Below are 15,817 nucleotides of genomic sequence, written 5' to 3'. Positions count from 1 at the left end.
CCGGCCGCTCTTGCGCAGCTCCGCCACGATCGAGTTGAGGTCCTGCAGGGACAGGAGTTGGTCGGCGGTGGAGACGCGTGCGTAGCCGACCAGTGCGCCGGTCAGGACCGTGGGTTCGGCGGCGTGGAAGTCTTCCGCAGCGGGGGTGAGACCGGTGCTCGTGCTGAGGTGCCGGACTGGTCTGCCTGCCGGCCCCGCAGGTGAGGGCGGTCCGGCCGGATGTGCACGACGTGAGTGGTGTGCCGCAGGGTGTAGCCCGGGAGCATGAGGGTGGCATTGCGCGCGTTGCGGCGCATCGTGGCCAGGAACGTCGTCGTCTCCCCGTCCTTGGGCCCGCAAAAGCGGGTCACCTCAAGTTGGGGGGGCCGTGGCGCGCGCTGCCACGGCCCCGTGGTCAGACGTGGGCGACCGGTCCGCTCGTGGCGTCGTGCGGTGGGGTGAGCCGTGGCTGGTCGGGGACGTTCGGGCGGCTGCTCGACCGCCGTGGCCGGGACGGCCACCAGTTCGCCCCGCCGAGCAGTTGCATCGCGGCGGGTACGACGATCGAGCGGACCAGGGTGGCGTCGATCACCACGGATAGTGTGAGGCCGACCCCGATGGTGATCAGGAACAGCGAGGTCGCGGTGAACCCCATCGTGGCCAGGACGACGACCATGAGCAGCCCGGCCCGGGTGATGAGGGAACCGGTGCTGCGCAGGCCCGTGATGATCGCGCGCCGGTTGTCGCCGGTGGCCAGATACTCCTCGTTGATGCGGCTCACCAGGAACATCTCGTAGTCGGTCACCAGGCCGAAGGCGATCGTGATGATGAGCCCCAGCGCCCAGACGTCGGTGGTGCCCACCACGGAGAAGCCCATCAGTCCGGCCAGGCCGCCCTCCTGGAAGCCCCAGACGATGATGCCGCAGGAGGCCGCCAGTGAGAGGAAGGCGACGGCGACGGCCTTGATGGGTACGAGGACGGACCGGAATGCGAGGAAGAGCAGGATCAGGGTCGACAGGCCGATGAAGGACAGTGCCCACGGCAGGGCCCCCGTCGTCGCGTCGCTGTTGTCGAGGCTGACCGCCGGTCCGCCGGGGCCGCCGACCAGGACCTGGGTGGCGCCGGCCGGGGGTTGGAGTGCTCTGATGTCCCGTACCAGTTGCAGGTTCTCCACGTCGTCGGCCTCGCCCTGGTAGGTGACGGTCGCCCAGGTCAGCTCGGCGTCGGCGAGATGGGCGCCGGCCGCCCGCGCGCCCTCGATGCCTTCGACGGATTTCAGGTAGTCGTCGAGGGCGGCTCGCTGCACGGGGCCGACGATGGCGATGTCCATCCGCGTGGCGGCCGGGCCGTCCTGCCGGAAGTCCTCCGCCAACATCCTGGGGACCACCTGGCCCTCGTTGTCGGCGGGCAGGTAGCGGTGGTTGGTGAGGCCCTGCTGCAGCGAGAGCAGCGGGGCTGCGGCGACCAGCAGCGCCAGCAGGCCACCGGCCAGCCAGGGCAGCGGCCGACGGGTGACGGACGTGGCCAGCCACTTCCACGCCCGGTCCTCCCTGGTGACGGCGCCGGGCCGGCGGCGTGGCCAGGGGAGGCTCAGCGCGTTGATCCGGGGGCCGAGCGCCGCCAGCAGGGCGGGCAGCACGACGAGCGCGGCGAGCAGGTCGAACAGGACGACCGCGATGCCGCCGTAGCCGAACGCCTGGGAGATCGGCTGTGGGAAGAACATCAGGCCGCAGAGTCCGATGACGACGGTCAGACCGGAGAAGGCGACCGTGTGCCCGGCCGTGTTCATCGTCGTCACCAGCGACTGTCGCACGTCGCCGTCCGTACGCACGAGTTCCTCGCGGAACCGGCTGACCATGAAGAGCCCGTAGTCGATCGCAAGGCCGAGACCGAGCAGCATGGCGATCTCCATGGCGAAGATCGAGATGTCCGTGAGGTAGGTCAGGCCGCGCAACATCACCAGCGAGCCGAGAATGGCCACGATTCCCAGCGCGAGCGGGATGGCGGCGGCCACCACGCCGCGGAAGATGACCAGCAGCAGGATCAGCAGGATCGGCAGCGAGATCATGTTGGCGGTGGCCAGGTTCTCGGTGGCGAGCCGCTGGAGGTGGAACACGCTGGTGGAGCCGCCTGCGATGTGGGTCTGCAGACCCTCGGCGCGCACGCGCTGCTCGATCTCGCCGTACGATGCCAGGCGCTCCTCGCTGTCCGCGCCGCGCAGAATGATCGTCGCCAGCGTGGCGTGCCCGTCCTTCGAGACGTAGCCCGCGCGCTGCCCCTCGGTGAGTCCCGGGCTCCAGTAGCTGGTCCACGAGGCGACCTCGGTCTGCGGCAAGCTGCTGATTGCCGCCGTCACCGCCTTCTCGAAGGCCGGGTCGTCCACCGACAGCTTGCCGGTGGGGTCGCTGTAGATCGCCACCGCGTCCGCCTGCGCCGGCCGGTGTCCGAAGTGGCTTTCCAGGAGCTCGTTGGCCCGGTACGACTCCGCGCCGGGAGACTCCAGCCCGCCGGTGCTCAAGGCGCCGAAGACCCCGCTGCCCCAGACACCGGCGAGCACCACGAACAAGGCAGCCGCGATCAGTAACGCGCGTCTGCGCACAAAGGTGAAATGCCCTAGCCATGAGTACACGGCGGTGCCTCCCGAATGTCAGACTTGCCGTTCTCCCAGCTCAACCCAGGCCGCCGTCCACCCGCAGCACCGCTCCGGTCACGTAGGAGGAGCGATCGCTGAGCAGCCAGGCGGCGGCCTCGGCGACCTCCTCGGGCTCGGCCGCGCGCCGCAGCGAGGTGCGCGCGTTGAGCTGCTCGACGATGCCGGGCGAGGCGGCCTCCCAGGCGTGGACCATCTCGGTCAGTGTGGTGCCGGGGGCGATCCCGTTGACCCGGATGCCCTCCGGGCCGTAGGTGGCGGCGGCCGACTCAGTGAGGCTGTTGAGCGCCCGCTTCATCGCGCCGTACGCGGGCAGCATGGGGTTCGGCCCCCAACTGCCGACGGTGGAGGTGTTGACGATCGCCCCGGTTCTGGCGGTGGCCCGGATGGCGGCCACTTCGGCGGACATGGCGATCCACTGCCCTTTGAGGTTCACGGTGTACATCAGGTCGAAGTCGGCCTCCGGTATCCGGTCCATCGGCGCCGGGGGCACCGCCGTCGCACCGTTGTTGAAGGCGACGTCAAGCCTGCCGTACAGCTCCACGACCCGGTCCACCGCGGCGCGGACGCCGGCCGGGTCGGCCAGGTCGCACACGACGTGGTCGGCGGTGCCACCCGCCGCGCGGATCTCCTCGGTCACCGCCTTGAGCTGGCCCTCGGTGCGCGCGGCGAGCAGCACTGTGGCGCCCTCCCGGGCGAACAGCCGCGCCGCGGCGGCGCCGATGCCGCGCCCGGCGCCGGTAACGAAGGCGATCTTGCCGGCCAGCAGGCCCGCGCTCTTGTCATCAGTCATGGCACCGAGCCTGGTCCCGGGTACGGCGCTCAGCCAGGCATCGGTGGTACCTGGCTGAGCACGGCACCGGCCACGCATAGTGGAGGCGTGGACAGACAGGAACTGGCCGCCTTCCTGCGCAGCAGACGGGAGCGGATCTCCGCCGCCGACGTGGGTCTCCCGGCCGGGCGGCGGCGCCGTACCCCCGGGCTGCGCCGCGAGGAGGTGGCCCAGCTCGCGTACATCTCGACCGAGTACTACACGCGCCTCGAACAGGCCCGTGCCCCGCACCCGTCCCGCGAGGTGCTGGCCGGGCTGACCAGGGCGCTGCGTCTGTCGGACGCCGAACGCGACCACCTGCACCACCTGGCCGGCGCACCGCCGGGCCCACCGCCCGGTCCGTGCCGCGAGGTGCACCGCAACATCCTCGACCTGCTGGACCGGCTGCCGCAGGCCGCCGCGTTCGTGCTGTCCGCGACCTACGAGGTGATCGCCTGGAACGACCTGGCGGCCGCTCTGATGGTGGACTTCTCCGCGCTGCCCCGGCGCGACCGCAACCTGATCCGGTACGCCTTCCTCGGGCCGCACCTGGAGGGGGCCCGGCCGCCCGTCCTGGGGGAGGCGGACCGGGTCGTGTTCGCCCATGAGGCGGCCCGGCGGCTACGTGCCGCCGCCGCCCGCTACCCCGGCGCCTCCGAAGTGGACGAGCTGGTATCCGAGCTCCTGGCCGGTAGCGCGGAGTTCGCCCGGCTGTGGGCGTCGCACGACGTGTCCCCCGGACCGAGCCTGCGCAAGAGCCTGCACCATCCGCTGGTAGGCCCCATCACCCTGAACTGCCACATGCTGGACATCTCCGACCGCGACCAGCAAGTGGTGATCTACACGGCCGACCCGGACTCCCCGGCCGCAGAAGCACTGCGGCTGGTCTCGGTGATCGGCACCCAGCGCATGAACGTGCCAGGCTGAACCGACCGACCGGGGCGGCGTTGGGCGCGCGCGGGAGGGCGGGTCGGCTCGCGGCGGATCAGAGTGACCGCAGGCCCCGTACGGCGACGTCGAGGGCGCGCCGGATCGACGCCAGTTGCTCGTCCGGCGACAGCCCCTGGCGGAGACCGGCGAACCCGGCAGCCTGGCCCGCGCCCATCAGCGAGCCGACGGCGGCGACCGCCGTGATCGGGTCGAGCACGTCAGGATAAGCCTTCAGGACGGCCTCGGCGATCTTCTGCTGCAGGTCGAACATCAGGTGCAGGACCTTGGCCTGGATCGCCGGCCTGGTCATGATCGTGGCGCTGAGGCTCTTCAACGCCTCGGTGTCGCCGGGCAGCAGCCCTTCGTCCAGAACGCGGGAGACGACCCGCTCGTAGATCCGTAGCAGCAGGTCGGCGACGTGCTCGTCCGGCGCCCGCTCGGCGATCACCTCCGCCGTCGCCCGAACGTAATACTCCTCGACGTCGGCGAACAGCACGTCCTCCTTCGTGGGGAAGTGGTTGAAGAACGTCTTCTTGGCCACGTCCGCCTCTTCCGCGATCTGCGCGACGGTCGTCTGGTTGTACCCCTGCTCCACGAACAGCCGGAGCGCCCTGCCGTGGATCATGTTCATGGTCGGCGTGCACACGATCTGGAGCATCAGCGTCCCGATCGCGATCGTGGAGTCCCTCGCCGGCCCGCGCCGCACCACGCCGTGGCTGGGGAAGGTCGGTCTCGGCGTGACGGCCGCGTTGTTCGTGGCCGTCGTCGGCTTCGGCGTCGTCCTCGCCGTCGCGACCGTCTTCGGCGCCGACTCGATCGCGGGCATCCGGTTCCTCACCTGGCTGTCCTCGGTGATCTCCCTCCCCGTCTGGCTCAGCGTGGTGCTCTACGTCGTCCTGTTCACCGTGGTCCTCACGGTGATCGCCCGCTGGTCGCGTCGCGAGGGCTGGTCGCAGGCCCACCGACTGGCGCTCGCCGGCGGTGCCCTGCTCACCTACGCCTGGCACTCCTTCCCGTGGCGCACGATCGACCCCGCAAGCCTGGCGGTCGACCTGGCGGGCAACGTCGTCTTCACGGCTGGCGCGGTCGTTCTGCTCGTGGTCGCCGCCCTCCGGCTGCGCCGGAGTGACAGTGCGGCATCCCCCTGACCGGCAGGAGGAGGGTGAGGGGGGCCGCCGTACCGGCATCGAGGCGCACGTCGTTGTGACGTCTTGACGCAGAATCAAACTGAACAGTACAGTTTGAAATATGAAAGCGGCAAGATGACCCAGGAATCGGCGCGCAGTGAGGCCAAGCGGGCTCAGATTCGTCATGGCGCGACGCGCGTCTTCCTGGCGGAGGGGTTCGCCGGCGCAACCACGGACGCCATTGCCAAGGCCGCGGGCGTGTCCAAGCAGACGCTGTACGTCTACTACCGCAGCAAAGAGAAGCTCATGATCGACGTGCTCGGCTCGCTGCTGTCGAGGCTGAATCGCGATCATGCGGCACTGGACGGCGACCGGCCGGTGGATTCTCTGCCGCAACTGCGGGCCACGCTGGTCGAGTTGGCCTCGGAGGTGCTGGAGGCCATCTCCGGCAGCGACTATCTCGCGCTGTCGCGCGTCATCATCGCCGACTCGCCGCGGGTGCCGGAGATCGGCCGGCTGTGGGCTCAGACGATCACCGGGGGCATCCGCCTTCGGGTGACCGAGTTGCTGGAACGGGCGCGCGACGCCGGGGTGATCGTGGTCGACGACATGGAGGCGGCGACCCGGTTGCTCACCGGCGGCCTGCTCACCTACATCCTGCCGGACGGGATCGTGGCCACGGACGGGCCGGTGACCGCCCCGGATCGCGAGCGCGTCGAGCGGATCGTGGACCTGTTCCTGCGCGCGACCACCTGACAGCAGAAGGCGTGGGCGCGCCTTTTGCCGCTTCGCAATCAAACTGAACAGTTTGGTTTGATATCTGCCGGGAAGGCCCGGCGGAAGGGAAGAGCACATGTCATTCACCTGGGGCGGGCTCACAGAGGGACCCACCACCTACGCGGAGGAGCAGCCGCCGCCGGACGCGGTGACGCACACCAGCTCCGTCGAGGTGCTCACCATGGACAAGCAGGACATCGGTCCGGCCGTCGAGGGCGGTCCTGCGGTGTTCGCGACGCTCAGACGGAGCGGTTCACCGGCGGCATCGAGGGCACCGGGCACGCCGACCACGTCCGGGTGGTCCAGCCGGACGGGTCGCAAATCGTCGCCGGGGTCGAGCGGATCGTCGGCACGATCGACGGCAGATCGGGCAGTTTCGTACTGACCTGCTACGGCTATGGGGACCGGCCAGGGGCGGGGCGGGGGTTCTGGACGGTGGTCCCGGGCTCCGGCACCGGCGAGCTGGCGGGGCTGCGCGGGCGCGGCGCGTTCACCGTGGCGCTGGGGCCGGACGGCACCTGGCGGGCCGAGGACAGCTTCACCCACTGGTTCGACAAGTGAGACCGCGGATGTCCGCGATGCCGGGCACCGCGCCGTACGCCCAGGCCCTGGCACACGCCCGGCAGTCGCTCGGGGACGACTTCGAGCGGCTCGACGCCCATCAGCGTGAACGTCTGATCGCGAGCGGAGAGGCGTTCTTCGGTGCGGACCTGCCGGGAGTGACCGCCTCGCCGCCCGCTCGCGTCGGCGCCGGCGGGCGCGGCCGTGCCCCTGTACGTGCCGGCCACGCCCCGGCGATCCGGAGCCGACGCTGCGCCGCGCCGCCCGCCGGATCGCCGATCAGGCCGGAACGACCGTGACCGACCTGCCCGTCGGCCATATGCCGTACGCCATCGTTCCGGAGGCGACAGTGCGGCAGCCCGCCGCGATCCCGCAGCATCCCCGACCGGAAGGAACCCCGCATGATCCTCGTCACCGGTGCAACCGGCAACATCGGCAGGAACGTCGTCACCCGCCTGCTCGACCAGGGCCGACGCGTCCGCGCCCTGACCCTCGACACCCCGCAGGAGGCCGCCCTGCCCGACGGCGCGGAGGTGGTCTCCGGCGACATGGGCGACCCTCAGACGCTGGCCACGGCGCTGCGCGACGTGCGCAGGGTGTTCCTCTTCCCCGTCTTCGAGGTCTTCGACCAGGTGCTGTCGGCGTGCGTCTCCACGCGGGTAGAGCAGGTGGTCCTGCTCTCCTCCGCCGTCGTGACGTTCCCCGAGCCGGGGTGGCTCGGCCGCGAGCAGGCGCGACTGGAGACGGCGGTGCGCGAATCCGGCCTCGGCTGGGCCTTCGTGCGGCCGACCTATCTCATGGCCAACGATCTCAACTGGGCGCCGCCGCTGGCCGCATCGGGAGTGGCCGCCGGGGCGTACGGCGACGCCGCGCTCGCCCCCGTGGACGAGCGGGACGTGGCCGCCATCGCCGCCCATCTCCTGACGCACGGCCTGACCGGCTGCACCTTCGAAGTGACCGGCCCGCAGGCGCTGACCCAGATCGAGCGGGTCGGCATCATCGGCGAGGTGACCGGCCGGCCGGCCCGCTTCCACGAGATGCCCGCGAGCGAGGCCGCCCGCGAGCTGCGGCAATGGGTCCCCGAACCGGCGGTCGAGCAACTGCTGGGTTCCTGAGGTCCGCGCGGGAACGACCGCACCGGGTGCTGGACACCGTACAGACGCTCACCGGCGAACGACCGCACACCTACGCGCAGTGGGTCGAACACCACCGCACCCACTTCCTGACCCCGGGAGGACGCCGACTCCATCACCGTGAGCCCGCAGGACGGCCCCCATCTGCGCGCACGGTACGTGATCGGCGCCGACGGCGCCCACAGCATCGTACGTGACGAGTAGGGAGCCCGAGCGCGACCGCCCGGGGCAGGGCGCCGCGCTCGTGGCCTCACCGGTGCAGAACGCCTAGTATCCCTGACAGTGACCGTCGGCTCCGCCGCCACGTGCTGTTCCGGCCGCCTGCGGCGCGCTGGCACGAACGAGGGGAGCGCCGACCATGACCGCTGAAGGCACGCGGCAACAGAGCCGCGGGCAGGCTCCGCCCACGCTTGAGTACGGCGACGCCGTCGACGCCGTCGACGCGTTCATCGCCGCGGCCAACTCAGACAACCCCGCCGAGCGGACCACGCTGCTGTGCCGGGCACTCGCCGCGGACGTGGTGTTCCACGGCCCTCTCGGCCGCGACGTCGGACGCAGGGTCGTCGAGGACTTCATCACCGAGGTGGTGCAGAACTACCGGGCGGGCGGGTGCCGCATGGTGCGGACGACCCCGGTGGACGCGCCGCACGAGTGGGCCCGCTTCGGCTGGAGCTTCGAGGCTGCCGACGGCGGCGTCGTACTGTCGGGCACCGACATGGTCCACGTCACCGCCGTCGGTGACATCGACGAGATCGTGGTCTTCGCCGGCCACCTGACCTGAACCCCTGACCGCGCCGGCCGGCTCAGGCCGTCCAGTCGACGATCCGGGCGTCGGCGCGGAGGCGGAGCGCGGGGTCGGCGTAGCGTGCCTCGGGCACCGGAGCGCAAGCCGATCACCAGTGGCCGGCGGCAGACTGCTCTTGGACGGCAGGCACCACGCCACTGAGCGGCGGCCGGCCATTGCCCTTGTCCTGTCGCAACGAAGTATGAGCAGTGTCAGCGAAGCTCGAGTGACCGCACGTCCCTCGGTATGGCGCTGCTCCAGAGGCACCGGCAGGAAGCTTCCTTCGCCGTACCCCAGACACTGCGTCCCGGCCCTCCGGCCGGGCGCGTCAGAATTCCCGTACGAGGAGAAGTCTCATGAGCGGCGGAAGCCCGTTCGACGACGCGGACGGCGTCTTCCACGTCCTGGTCAACGAGGAGGGCCAGATCTCGCTGTGGCCCGCCTTCGCCGAAGTGCCCGCCGGGTGGGCGGTGGTGGTGTCCGACGCCGACCGCGCGGCCGCCGTGGCGTACGTGGATGAGAACTGGACCGACATGCGTCCCAAGAGCGTGGCACGGCAGAGCTGAATTCCTGACAAGCTGCCTCCATGACGGTGAAACTGGTGCTCGTGGACGATCAGGAGATGGTCCGGCGGGGGATGCGAGTCATCTTCGAGAGCCAGCAGGGCATGGAGGTGGTCGGTGAGGCGGCCGACGGGGTGGAGGCGGTGGAGGTCGCCCGCCGCCTCCAGCCGGACGTGGTCCTGGCCGACATCAGGATGCCGCGGATGGACGGCCTGGAGGTGGTCCGGCGGCTGGCCGGGCCCCAGGCGCCGGAGCCGAGGCCCAAGGTCATCGTGGTCACCACCTTCGACCTCGACGAGTACGTGTATCCGGCGCTGCGCAACGGCGCCTCCGGGTTCCTGCTGAAGCGCTCGGGCCCCGCCCTGCTGGTGGAGGCGGTACGCGCCGCCATGGCCGGGGACAGCCTGATCAGCCCGTCCATCACGGTACGGCTGCTGCGGCACGTGACCGGCAACAGGGCGCCGGGCGACTCGGCACTCCCCTCGGAGGCGCTGACCGAGCGGGAGGGCGAGATCGCCGCCCTGGTCGCCGAAGGCGGCACCAACGCCGACATCGCCGCCGAGCTCTTCATCTCGCCGGGCACCGTCAAGACTCACGTGGCGAGCATCCAGCGGAAGTTCGGGGTACGGAACCGGGTCGGCATCGCCGTCCGGGCCTTCGAAGCCGGATACACCTTCAGCCGCCGCCCGAAGTGACGCCGGCGGGCGGGGCGGAAGTGGGCCCGAGCCCCGTACGGGAAGAGGATTCCGCCGTGCTCCGCCTCTGCCGAACGGCAGATATCAGACGCGCCGTTCGTGCGTACGCTCGCCCACATGCGGACTGACATGATGCGTGACACCAACCGCCGGGCCACGGTCTGCGCCTTGGTGACCTGCCTGGTTGTCCTCCCCGCCTTCGTGGCACCCATCGAAGCCCTGTTCGTGGTGGTCCCCACCGCCCTCGCCGTGGTGGCCGCCATGGCGGCCTATCCCCTAGGCAGCCTCACGCTGCCGAGGGCGGTGGTGGCCGCCACGGCGGTCTCCGTGCTGGGAGACCTCGGCTTCCTGCTGTTGCGCGACGGCTGGGCGGAGGTCAAGTGGGCGCTGCCCTGGCTGCCGTTCGAGCTGACGGCGCTGCTGGTGCTGCTGGTGAGGGTGGTGCGCCGGGCGCCCGTACTCCCGGCCGCCGTCCTCGGGACGCTCACCGCGGCCGCCGCCGTCGTTCTGCCGCTCCGCTTCTCGCTGAAGAACTCCCACAGCGGGCTGGAGCAGTCGGTCCTCGGCGTCCTGGCCGCCGCCGTGCTGGCCCTGACCGCGGTGGGGATCGGGCTGCACCAGCGTGCCCAGGACGAACGCAGGGCCGAGGCGATCAGCAGGGCCCGGCGCGACCAGCGCCTCCAAGTCGCCCGGGACCTGCACGACTTCGTGGCGCACGAGGTGACCGGCATCCTGCTGGAGACACAGGCGGCGCGCCTCGTCGACTACGACGAGGCGCGCACCAAGGACCTGCTGGAGCGGCTGGAGGCCGCCGGGCAGCGGGCCCTGGCCTCCATGGACGACACGTTGCGGGTGCTGCGCGAGCCGGGCACCCAGACGGAACCCCCGCCCACCCGCGTGCACGGCCTCGGCGACCTGGCCGGCCTGCTGCAGCGTTTCGAGGGGTCCGGCAGCGTCCGAACCGCCCTCGACCTGGCGCCCGGGCTTGCAGGGGCGCTGCCCCTGGAGGTCGAGGACGCCGCGTACCGCCTGGTCATCGAGGCGCTGACCAACATCCGCAGGCACGCCTCCGAGGCCCGCCTGGTGACGGTCGCGGTGGCTCGCGGCGCGGGCGGGCTCAGGGTCGCCGTCTCCGACGACGCCGGGCGGCCCACCGGGCCCGCCCCCGCCCCCCGCGCCGACGGCGGTACGGGCCTGGTGGCGCTCACCGAGCGCTTCACCGGCCTGCGGGGCAGCCTCGAAGCGGGGCCAGGTCCGGCGGGCTGGACCGTCGTCGGCGTGCTGCCCCTGGACGGGCCGGCGGCCTGACCGGGCCGGTGTGACAGACCGTCCCCGGATATCTGCCGAACGGCAGATGGCAGGGGACCCGCACTCCGGGAATCTTGAGCCATCACTATCCGACCGGAGACGGAGAACCCGATGTTCACCCGAGGCAAGAACACCGGCGGCAGGACCGTCACCGCCCTGATCGCCCTCACCGCCGGCCTGCTGCTCAGCGCCACCGCCTGCGCCGACGCGAAGAAGGCCGACCCGCAGGAGAAGGTGTTCCCCTTCAGCGGCAAGAAGCTGAACGTCCGCACCAACGACAACCCGACCGATCTGGTCGCCGCCGACATCGAGGACGTCCGCGTCACCCTGTGGTTCCACCAGGGCGTCTCGCTCGGCGGCAGCGACATCACCTGGGAGCTGAAGGGCGACACGCTCGACCTGGACGCCTCCTGCAGCGGCTTGGCCGGCTGCGACACCAAGTTCCGCGTAGAGGTGCCGCGCGACACCACCGTGCTGCGCAACGGCAACCCCACCGACCTCAAGGGCTGACCGGGCCGCGAGCCGGGCCCCGAACCACCCCCTCACGTACACAGAACTGCCGGACAGAGCAGTCGGAGAAGGCGGAGACCATGCTTGAGCTGATCGACATCACCAAGGTCTACAAGGGAGGCAAACGCGCGGTCGACGGCTTGTCCATGACCCTCGGCCACGGCATGGTGGGCCTGCTCGGCCCCAACGGCGCGGGGAAGTCCTCCCTGATGCGGATCATCTCCACGGTGACCAGGCCCACCAGCGGAACCCTCCGCTACGAGGGCACCGACCTCACCGCCGACCCGAACGCGATCCGCCGCCACCTCGGCTACCTGCCGCAGGACTTCGGCGTCTACCCGCACCTGACCTCGCGCGAGTTCCTCGCCTACCTCGCCGCCGCCAAGGGCCTCTCCGCCCGCTCGGCCAAGGCGCGGATCGAGGAACTGCTCGAACTGGTCAACCTCACCGAGGCCGTGAAGCGGCCGCTGCGCGCCTACTCCGGCGGCATGCTGCGCCGGGTCGGCATCGCCCAGGCGCTGCTGGGCGACCCCCGGGTGATCGTGGTCGACGAACCCACCGCCGGCCTCGACCCCGAGGAGCGGGTCCGGTTCCGCAACCTGCTGAGCGACCTGTCCGCCGACCGCGTGGTGATGCTGTCGACCCACATCGTCTCCGACGTGGAGTCCGTCGCCTCCGACATCGCGGTCATGGCCGGCGGGAGGCTGCTGCGCCGGGGTGCCCCGGAGGAGCTGATGGGGGACCTGAAGGGACGGGTCTGGGAGATCCTCGTCGACCCCTCCACCGTCTCCGCCGTGCAGAGCCACTACGTGGTCAGCCGCATGATCCGCACCTCGGCAGGGGTACGGCTGCGGGTCCTGTCGGCCCAGCCCCCGGTCGGCGACGCCACCCAGGTCGCCCCGGACCTGGAGGACGCCTACCTCGGCGTCATCCGGGGGGCCGCGGACCGGCGTTCCGACGACCGCCCGGCGGTGCGGCGATGAACCTGAGCGCCCTGCCCGGCCTGACCGCCGGGGACTTCAAGGACCGGGTGCGCCGCCCCGTCTACCTGGTGGTCCTGCTGGCCGCCGTCGGCCTCGGCTACCTGGCCGTGCCCCCGGCCGACGGCCGGTGGGTGATCCTCGCGCTCGGCGAGTACCGGGGCACGTACAACAGCGCGTACGTCGGTGTGGCGACCGCCCTGGCTGGGGCGCTCTGGCTCACCCTGGGCGGCTTCTACGTCGTCCGCAAGGGCATCGCCCGGGACGAGGAGACCCGCGTCGGCCAGATCCTGGCCGCCACCCCCGTCCGTACCGCCCTGTTCCTGGCCTCCAAGTTCCTCAGCAGCTTCCTGGCGCTGGCCTCGATGCTCGGCGTGCTGGCGGCGACCGCGCTCGCCATGCAACTGGTGCGCGGTGAGGACCGGGGGATCGACCTGGTCGCCCTGCTCAAGCCCTTCCTGGTGATGGCGCTGCCCCTGCTGGCGCTGACGGCCGCCGCGGCCGTGCTCTTCGAGACCGTCCCGGTGCTGCGCGGCGGGGTCGGCAACGTGATCTGGTTCTTCGTCGCCCTGGTGGTGGGGATCGGCGGGCAGTCCTCCAGCGCCCCGCTCGGCGGGCTCGGCGTCGGCCGGGCCACCGACTCGATGAGGGCGGCCCTGACCGAAGAGCTCGGGAAGGGAGGCGACCGCGCCTTCAGCCTTGGGCTCACGCAGGTCGCCGAACCGCTCACGCCATTCCGCTGGGACGGGTTCGAACTCGGCGGCGGGTTCCTCGCGAGCCGCCTGCTGATCGTGGTGATCGCGGTGGCGCTGGCCCTGCTGCCCGCCCTCTGGTTCGGCCGCTTCGACCCCTCGCGCGCCCGGCGCGGCGACGCCGCGCGGGTCCCCGCCGAGGACGAGGCCGACGCCGGTTCCCTGGCCGGGGCGGACGCCCCCGGGCCCGCCGTCCCCGTGTACCGCCCGGCGCCCACCGCCGCCCTCACGCTGCCGAAGACGGCCACCGAGAGCGGCGGCACCTTCGGCCGGCTCCTCGCCGGGGAGGTGCGCATCCTGGTGGGCGGCGTCTCCCCGTGGTGGTGGGTGGTGGCCGCCGCGCTGACCGTGACCGGATTCGCCGTGCCCGGCGACCTCGTGACCGGGCTCGTCCTCCCCGCGGTCTGGATCTGGCCCGTGCTGATCTGGTCCCGCCTTGGCAGCCAGCAGGTGGAGCACGGCATGGAGGGCCTGCTGGGCGCGTACCCGGCGGTCCGCCGGAGGCTGCTGGCCGAATGGGGGTCCGGCGTCGTGCTGACGGCTGTCCTGGGCGTGGCACCGCTGATCCGCATGGCGCTCGCGGCGGACGTCCCGGGCCTCGCCGCCTGGCTGGCCGGTGTGCTGTTCATCCCCTCGCTGGCCATGCTGCTCGGCGTCGTGTGCCGCACCCACCGGGTGTTCCAGGCGGTCTACCTGCCGATCTGGTACCTCGTGGTCAACAAGGTGGCGGCCGTCGACTTCATGGGCGCCGTACGCGACGCGGGCGCGCCGACCGGGCCCACGCCCCTCTTCTACGCGGCGGCCCTGCTCATGCTCGGCGCGGCCTTCCTGGCCGCCGAAACCAGGCGCAACCTCTCGGCCTGATCCGACCGCGCGCCCTGCCCCGGAACGGGCTCTGTCCGGAGTCTCCCTGCCGTGACGGGGCGTCGCCGCGTAGGGTGATGCATTGAACTAGACCTATCGCGCCAATCGTTATCTTGGGTTTCTGCCTCTTCTCGCAGGTCAGAGCGATCTGATCTTGTCAGGCAGGTAAGGCACGGTGCTGAACCGGGCAGCCATGAGCGCGAGGTTCGCGGCCCTGCCCCTCAAGCGCGGTGAGCACCAGGAGGTGGTCGGCGTTTTCCGGCAGCGGCGACCGTGGCGCGGTATCGGCAGGCGCGTTCGCCGGAGCGGCTTCCGTTCCATCGACAGCCTCGTCGCGGAACTGCTTCCACGGCAAGGACCCGGACGGACGCGGCCCCTGGACGACCTCACCCACCAAATGCTCTGCGACTGGCTGGAGCACCGGCGCACCCGCTGGCCCAACACCGCCAACCCGCATCTGATCATCAACCAGCAGAGCGCCGATGGAGACCGGCGCGGTCAGCAAGGTCTGTGGGAAATCTCAGGCCCTCCGCTCCCGAAGATGTCCCCGGCCCCAAAGTAGCTGATGACCTCTGACGGAGATTGATCTTGGTTGGCTGGCGCACAGACGGGCAGGCGTCTGGCGTGGGGGCGCGCCTCAGGCGGAAGTCGCCGGTCAGTCGGTTCGGTGTGGCGGCCCGTAAAGGTCGTCGAGGCGGAGCGGCGCGGGCTGGGGGAGGGGCGGCGTGCCGTCCGTGGTCCGGCAGGACTGGAGGAAGTAGGCGAGCAGGCGGCGAGAGGCGGCCAGGGACACCTCCGGGGACTGCCGCACGACGCCGCTGTTCGCCAGGAGCAGGAGGGTGACGTCGCTGGGATGGAAGTCCTTGCGCAACTGCCCTGTCTTCTTCGCACGTTGTACCAACTGGGCGAGTCCTGCCTCGGCGCGGGCGCGCTCGCGACGGAGGTCGGGATCGTCGGGAGACTCCTCGAGGAACGCGGCGCTGAACCCGCGGTCTTCGGCCTGCATCCTGCACACCTTGGTGAGGACGGAGCAGAGACCGCGCCAGGGATCGTCGTCCCGTAGGGCCTCGTCCAAGGCTGCGACGCACTCGGCGAGCTGCTCGGAGAACGCCGCGGCGATCAGCGAGCCCCGGGTCGGGAAGTGCCGGTAGAGGGTGGCGGCGCCAACGCCGGCCCTGCGGGCGATGGTGCTGGAGGGTACGTCGGTGCCGTTGAGGGCGTACGCCTCGCGGGCGGCCTGGAGGAGCCGGGCGCGGTTGTGCCGGGCGTCGGCTCGCTGCCCCCGGACGGGGGTCTCGGAGGCGGACGAGGCCGGGTTTCGAGACGGCTGAACAGGCATGTCTCTCACTTAACCATAAATGGAAGAGGTCATCCGATTAGTGAGGTTAGCCTG

The 15,817-nt window shown here is 71.2% G+C and carries 18 protein-coding genes; 14 read left to right on the top strand and 4 right to left on the bottom strand.

Features of this window, described 5'->3' with window-relative positions; all coding sequences use genetic code 11:
- Nucleotides 1–394: 394 nt before the first annotated feature.
- Nucleotides 395–2,578 carry an MMPL family transporter gene (locus ABD844_RS28510; RefSeq protein WP_344884604.1) on the bottom strand — a complete coding sequence of 728 codons (2,184 nt, stop codon included), beginning with the start codon at nt 2,576–2,578 and terminating at the stop codon, nt 395–397.
- A gap of 70 nt (nt 2,579–2,648) precedes the next feature.
- Nucleotides 2,649–3,422 carry an SDR family NAD(P)-dependent oxidoreductase gene (locus ABD844_RS28505; RefSeq protein ID WP_344884600.1) on the bottom strand — a complete coding sequence of 258 codons (774 nt, stop codon included), beginning with the start codon at nt 3,420–3,422 and terminating at the stop codon, nt 2,649–2,651.
- Between the two features lie 87 nt (nt 3,423–3,509).
- On the opposite strand from ABD844_RS28505, the gene ABD844_RS28500 reads away from it, so the two are divergent.
- The gene (locus ABD844_RS28500; RefSeq protein ID WP_344884597.1) at nt 3,510–4,367 is read left to right on the top strand and encodes a helix-turn-helix transcriptional regulator; all 858 of its coding nucleotides are present in this window, start codon (nt 3,510–3,512) and stop codon (nt 4,365–4,367) included.
- A 58-nt stretch (nt 4,368–4,425) separates the two neighbouring features.
- Here ABD844_RS28500 and ABD844_RS28495 read toward each other — a convergent pair whose 3' ends face one another.
- Nucleotides 4,426–5,001 carry a TetR/AcrR family transcriptional regulator gene (locus ABD844_RS28495; RefSeq protein WP_344884594.1) on the bottom strand — a complete coding sequence of 192 codons (576 nt, stop codon included), beginning with the start codon at nt 4,999–5,001 and terminating at the stop codon, nt 4,426–4,428.
- On the opposite strand from ABD844_RS28495, the gene ABD844_RS28490 reads away from it, so the two are divergent.
- The 13 genes from ABD844_RS28490 to ABD844_RS28435 all read left to right on the top strand — a co-directional run bounded on the left by ABD844_RS28490 (nt 5,000) and on the right by ABD844_RS28435 (nt 14,424).
- Entirely contained in the window at nt 5,000–5,518 is a 519-nt protein-coding gene (locus tag ABD844_RS28490; RefSeq protein WP_344884591.1) for a hypothetical protein, read from the top strand. The genes ABD844_RS28495 and ABD844_RS28490 overlap by 2 nt on opposite strands.
- A gap of 63 nt (nt 5,519–5,581) precedes the next feature.
- Nucleotides 5,582–6,253 (top strand): TetR/AcrR family transcriptional regulator, encoded by a 672-nt coding sequence (locus ABD844_RS28485; RefSeq protein ID WP_344884588.1) that lies wholly within the window; start codon nt 5,582–5,584, stop codon nt 6,251–6,253.
- A gap of 24 nt (nt 6,254–6,277) precedes the next feature.
- Entirely contained in the window at nt 6,278–6,835 is a 558-nt protein-coding gene (locus ABD844_RS28480; RefSeq protein WP_344884586.1) for a DUF3224 domain-containing protein, read from the top strand.
- A gap of 8 nt (nt 6,836–6,843) precedes the next feature.
- A complete protein-coding gene (locus tag ABD844_RS28475; protein WP_344884583.1) occupies nt 6,844–7,134 on the top strand; it encodes a hypothetical protein in 291 nt (96 codons plus the stop codon).
- 102 nt (nt 7,135–7,236) lie between these two features.
- A complete protein-coding gene (locus ABD844_RS28470; protein WP_344884580.1) occupies nt 7,237–7,950 on the top strand; it encodes an SDR family oxidoreductase in 714 nt (237 codons plus the stop codon).
- Between the two features lie 138 nt (nt 7,951–8,088).
- Complete coding sequence (locus ABD844_RS53300; protein WP_425568678.1) at nt 8,089–8,172, top strand: FAD-dependent monooxygenase; 84 nt, start codon at nt 8,089–8,091, stop codon at nt 8,170–8,172.
- 154 nt (nt 8,173–8,326) lie between these two features.
- Nucleotides 8,327–8,749, top strand: a complete 423-nt coding sequence (locus ABD844_RS28465) for a nuclear transport factor 2 family protein (RefSeq protein WP_344884577.1) — start codon at nt 8,327–8,329, stop codon at nt 8,747–8,749.
- 359 nt (nt 8,750–9,108) lie between these two features.
- Nucleotides 9,109–9,318 carry an MbtH family protein gene (locus ABD844_RS28460; protein ID WP_344884574.1) on the top strand — a complete coding sequence of 70 codons (210 nt, stop codon included), beginning with the start codon at nt 9,109–9,111 and terminating at the stop codon, nt 9,316–9,318.
- Between the two features lie 20 nt (nt 9,319–9,338).
- On the top strand, nt 9,339–10,010 hold the full coding sequence (locus ABD844_RS28455; RefSeq protein ID WP_344884571.1) for a response regulator: 672 nt from the start codon (nt 9,339–9,341) through the stop codon (nt 10,008–10,010).
- Between the two features lie 117 nt (nt 10,011–10,127).
- Nucleotides 10,128–11,318, top strand: a complete 1,191-nt coding sequence (locus ABD844_RS28450) for a sensor histidine kinase (RefSeq protein ID WP_344884568.1) — start codon at nt 10,128–10,130, stop codon at nt 11,316–11,318.
- A gap of 111 nt (nt 11,319–11,429) precedes the next feature.
- Nucleotides 11,430–11,828 (top strand): hypothetical protein, encoded by a 399-nt coding sequence (locus ABD844_RS28445; protein WP_344884565.1) that lies wholly within the window; start codon nt 11,430–11,432, stop codon nt 11,826–11,828.
- A gap of 80 nt (nt 11,829–11,908) precedes the next feature.
- The gene (locus tag ABD844_RS28440) at nt 11,909–12,811 is read left to right on the top strand and encodes an ABC transporter ATP-binding protein (RefSeq protein ID WP_344884562.1); all 903 of its coding nucleotides are present in this window, start codon (nt 11,909–11,911) and stop codon (nt 12,809–12,811) included.
- A complete protein-coding gene (locus ABD844_RS28435; protein WP_344884559.1) occupies nt 12,808–14,424 on the top strand; it encodes an ABC transporter permease in 1,617 nt (538 codons plus the stop codon). Before ABD844_RS28440 ends, ABD844_RS28435 begins: the two co-directional genes overlap by 4 nt.
- 655 nt (nt 14,425–15,079) lie before the next feature.
- Here the strand turns inward: ABD844_RS28435 and ABD844_RS28430 are convergent.
- Nucleotides 15,080–15,763, bottom strand: coding sequence for a TetR/AcrR family transcriptional regulator (locus tag ABD844_RS28430; protein ID WP_344884556.1), 684 nt, complete (start codon nt 15,761–15,763; stop codon nt 15,080–15,082).
- Nucleotides 15,764–15,817: the final 54 nt, after the last annotated feature.

It is taken from the genome of Nonomuraea antimicrobica, from assembly GCF_039536965.1.
GTDB lineage: Bacteria > Actinomycetota > Actinomycetes > Streptosporangiales > Streptosporangiaceae > Nonomuraea > Nonomuraea antimicrobica.
The sequence above is the reverse complement of the archived record's forward strand: the minus strand, read 5'-3'. Positions and strand labels throughout refer to the sequence as shown.

Excerpts from the sequence above, each read along its gene's own strand:
- ABD844_RS28505 (WP_344884600.1), bottom strand. The coding sequence starts at position 3,422 with ATGACTGATGACAAGAGCGCGGGCCTGCTGGCCGGCAAGATCGCCTTC.
- ABD844_RS28490 (WP_344884591.1), top strand. The coding sequence starts at position 5,000 with ATGGTCGGCGTGCACACGATCTGGAGCATCAGCGTCCCGATCGCGATC.
- ABD844_RS28495 (WP_344884594.1), bottom strand. The coding sequence starts at position 5,001 with ATGAACATGATCCACGGCAGGGCGCTCCGGCTGTTCGTGGAGCAGGGG.
- ABD844_RS28475 (WP_344884583.1), top strand. The coding sequence starts at position 6,844 with ATGTCCGCGATGCCGGGCACCGCGCCGTACGCCCAGGCCCTGGCACAC.
- ABD844_RS28470 (WP_344884580.1), top strand. The coding sequence starts at position 7,237 with ATGATCCTCGTCACCGGTGCAACCGGCAACATCGGCAGGAACGTCGTC.
- ABD844_RS28465 (WP_344884577.1), top strand. The coding sequence starts at position 8,327 with ATGACCGCTGAAGGCACGCGGCAACAGAGCCGCGGGCAGGCTCCGCCC.
- ABD844_RS28460 (WP_344884574.1), top strand. The coding sequence starts at position 9,109 with ATGAGCGGCGGAAGCCCGTTCGACGACGCGGACGGCGTCTTCCACGTC.
- ABD844_RS28455 (WP_344884571.1), top strand. The coding sequence starts at position 9,339 with ATGACGGTGAAACTGGTGCTCGTGGACGATCAGGAGATGGTCCGGCGG.
- ABD844_RS28450 (WP_344884568.1), top strand. The coding sequence starts at position 10,128 with ATGCGGACTGACATGATGCGTGACACCAACCGCCGGGCCACGGTCTGC.
- ABD844_RS28445 (WP_344884565.1), top strand. The coding sequence starts at position 11,430 with ATGTTCACCCGAGGCAAGAACACCGGCGGCAGGACCGTCACCGCCCTG.
- ABD844_RS28440 (WP_344884562.1), top strand. The coding sequence starts at position 11,909 with ATGCTTGAGCTGATCGACATCACCAAGGTCTACAAGGGAGGCAAACGC.
- ABD844_RS28435 (WP_344884559.1), top strand. The coding sequence starts at position 12,808 with ATGAACCTGAGCGCCCTGCCCGGCCTGACCGCCGGGGACTTCAAGGAC.
- ABD844_RS28430 (WP_344884556.1), bottom strand. The coding sequence starts at position 15,763 with ATGCCTGTTCAGCCGTCTCGAAACCCGGCCTCGTCCGCCTCCGAGACC.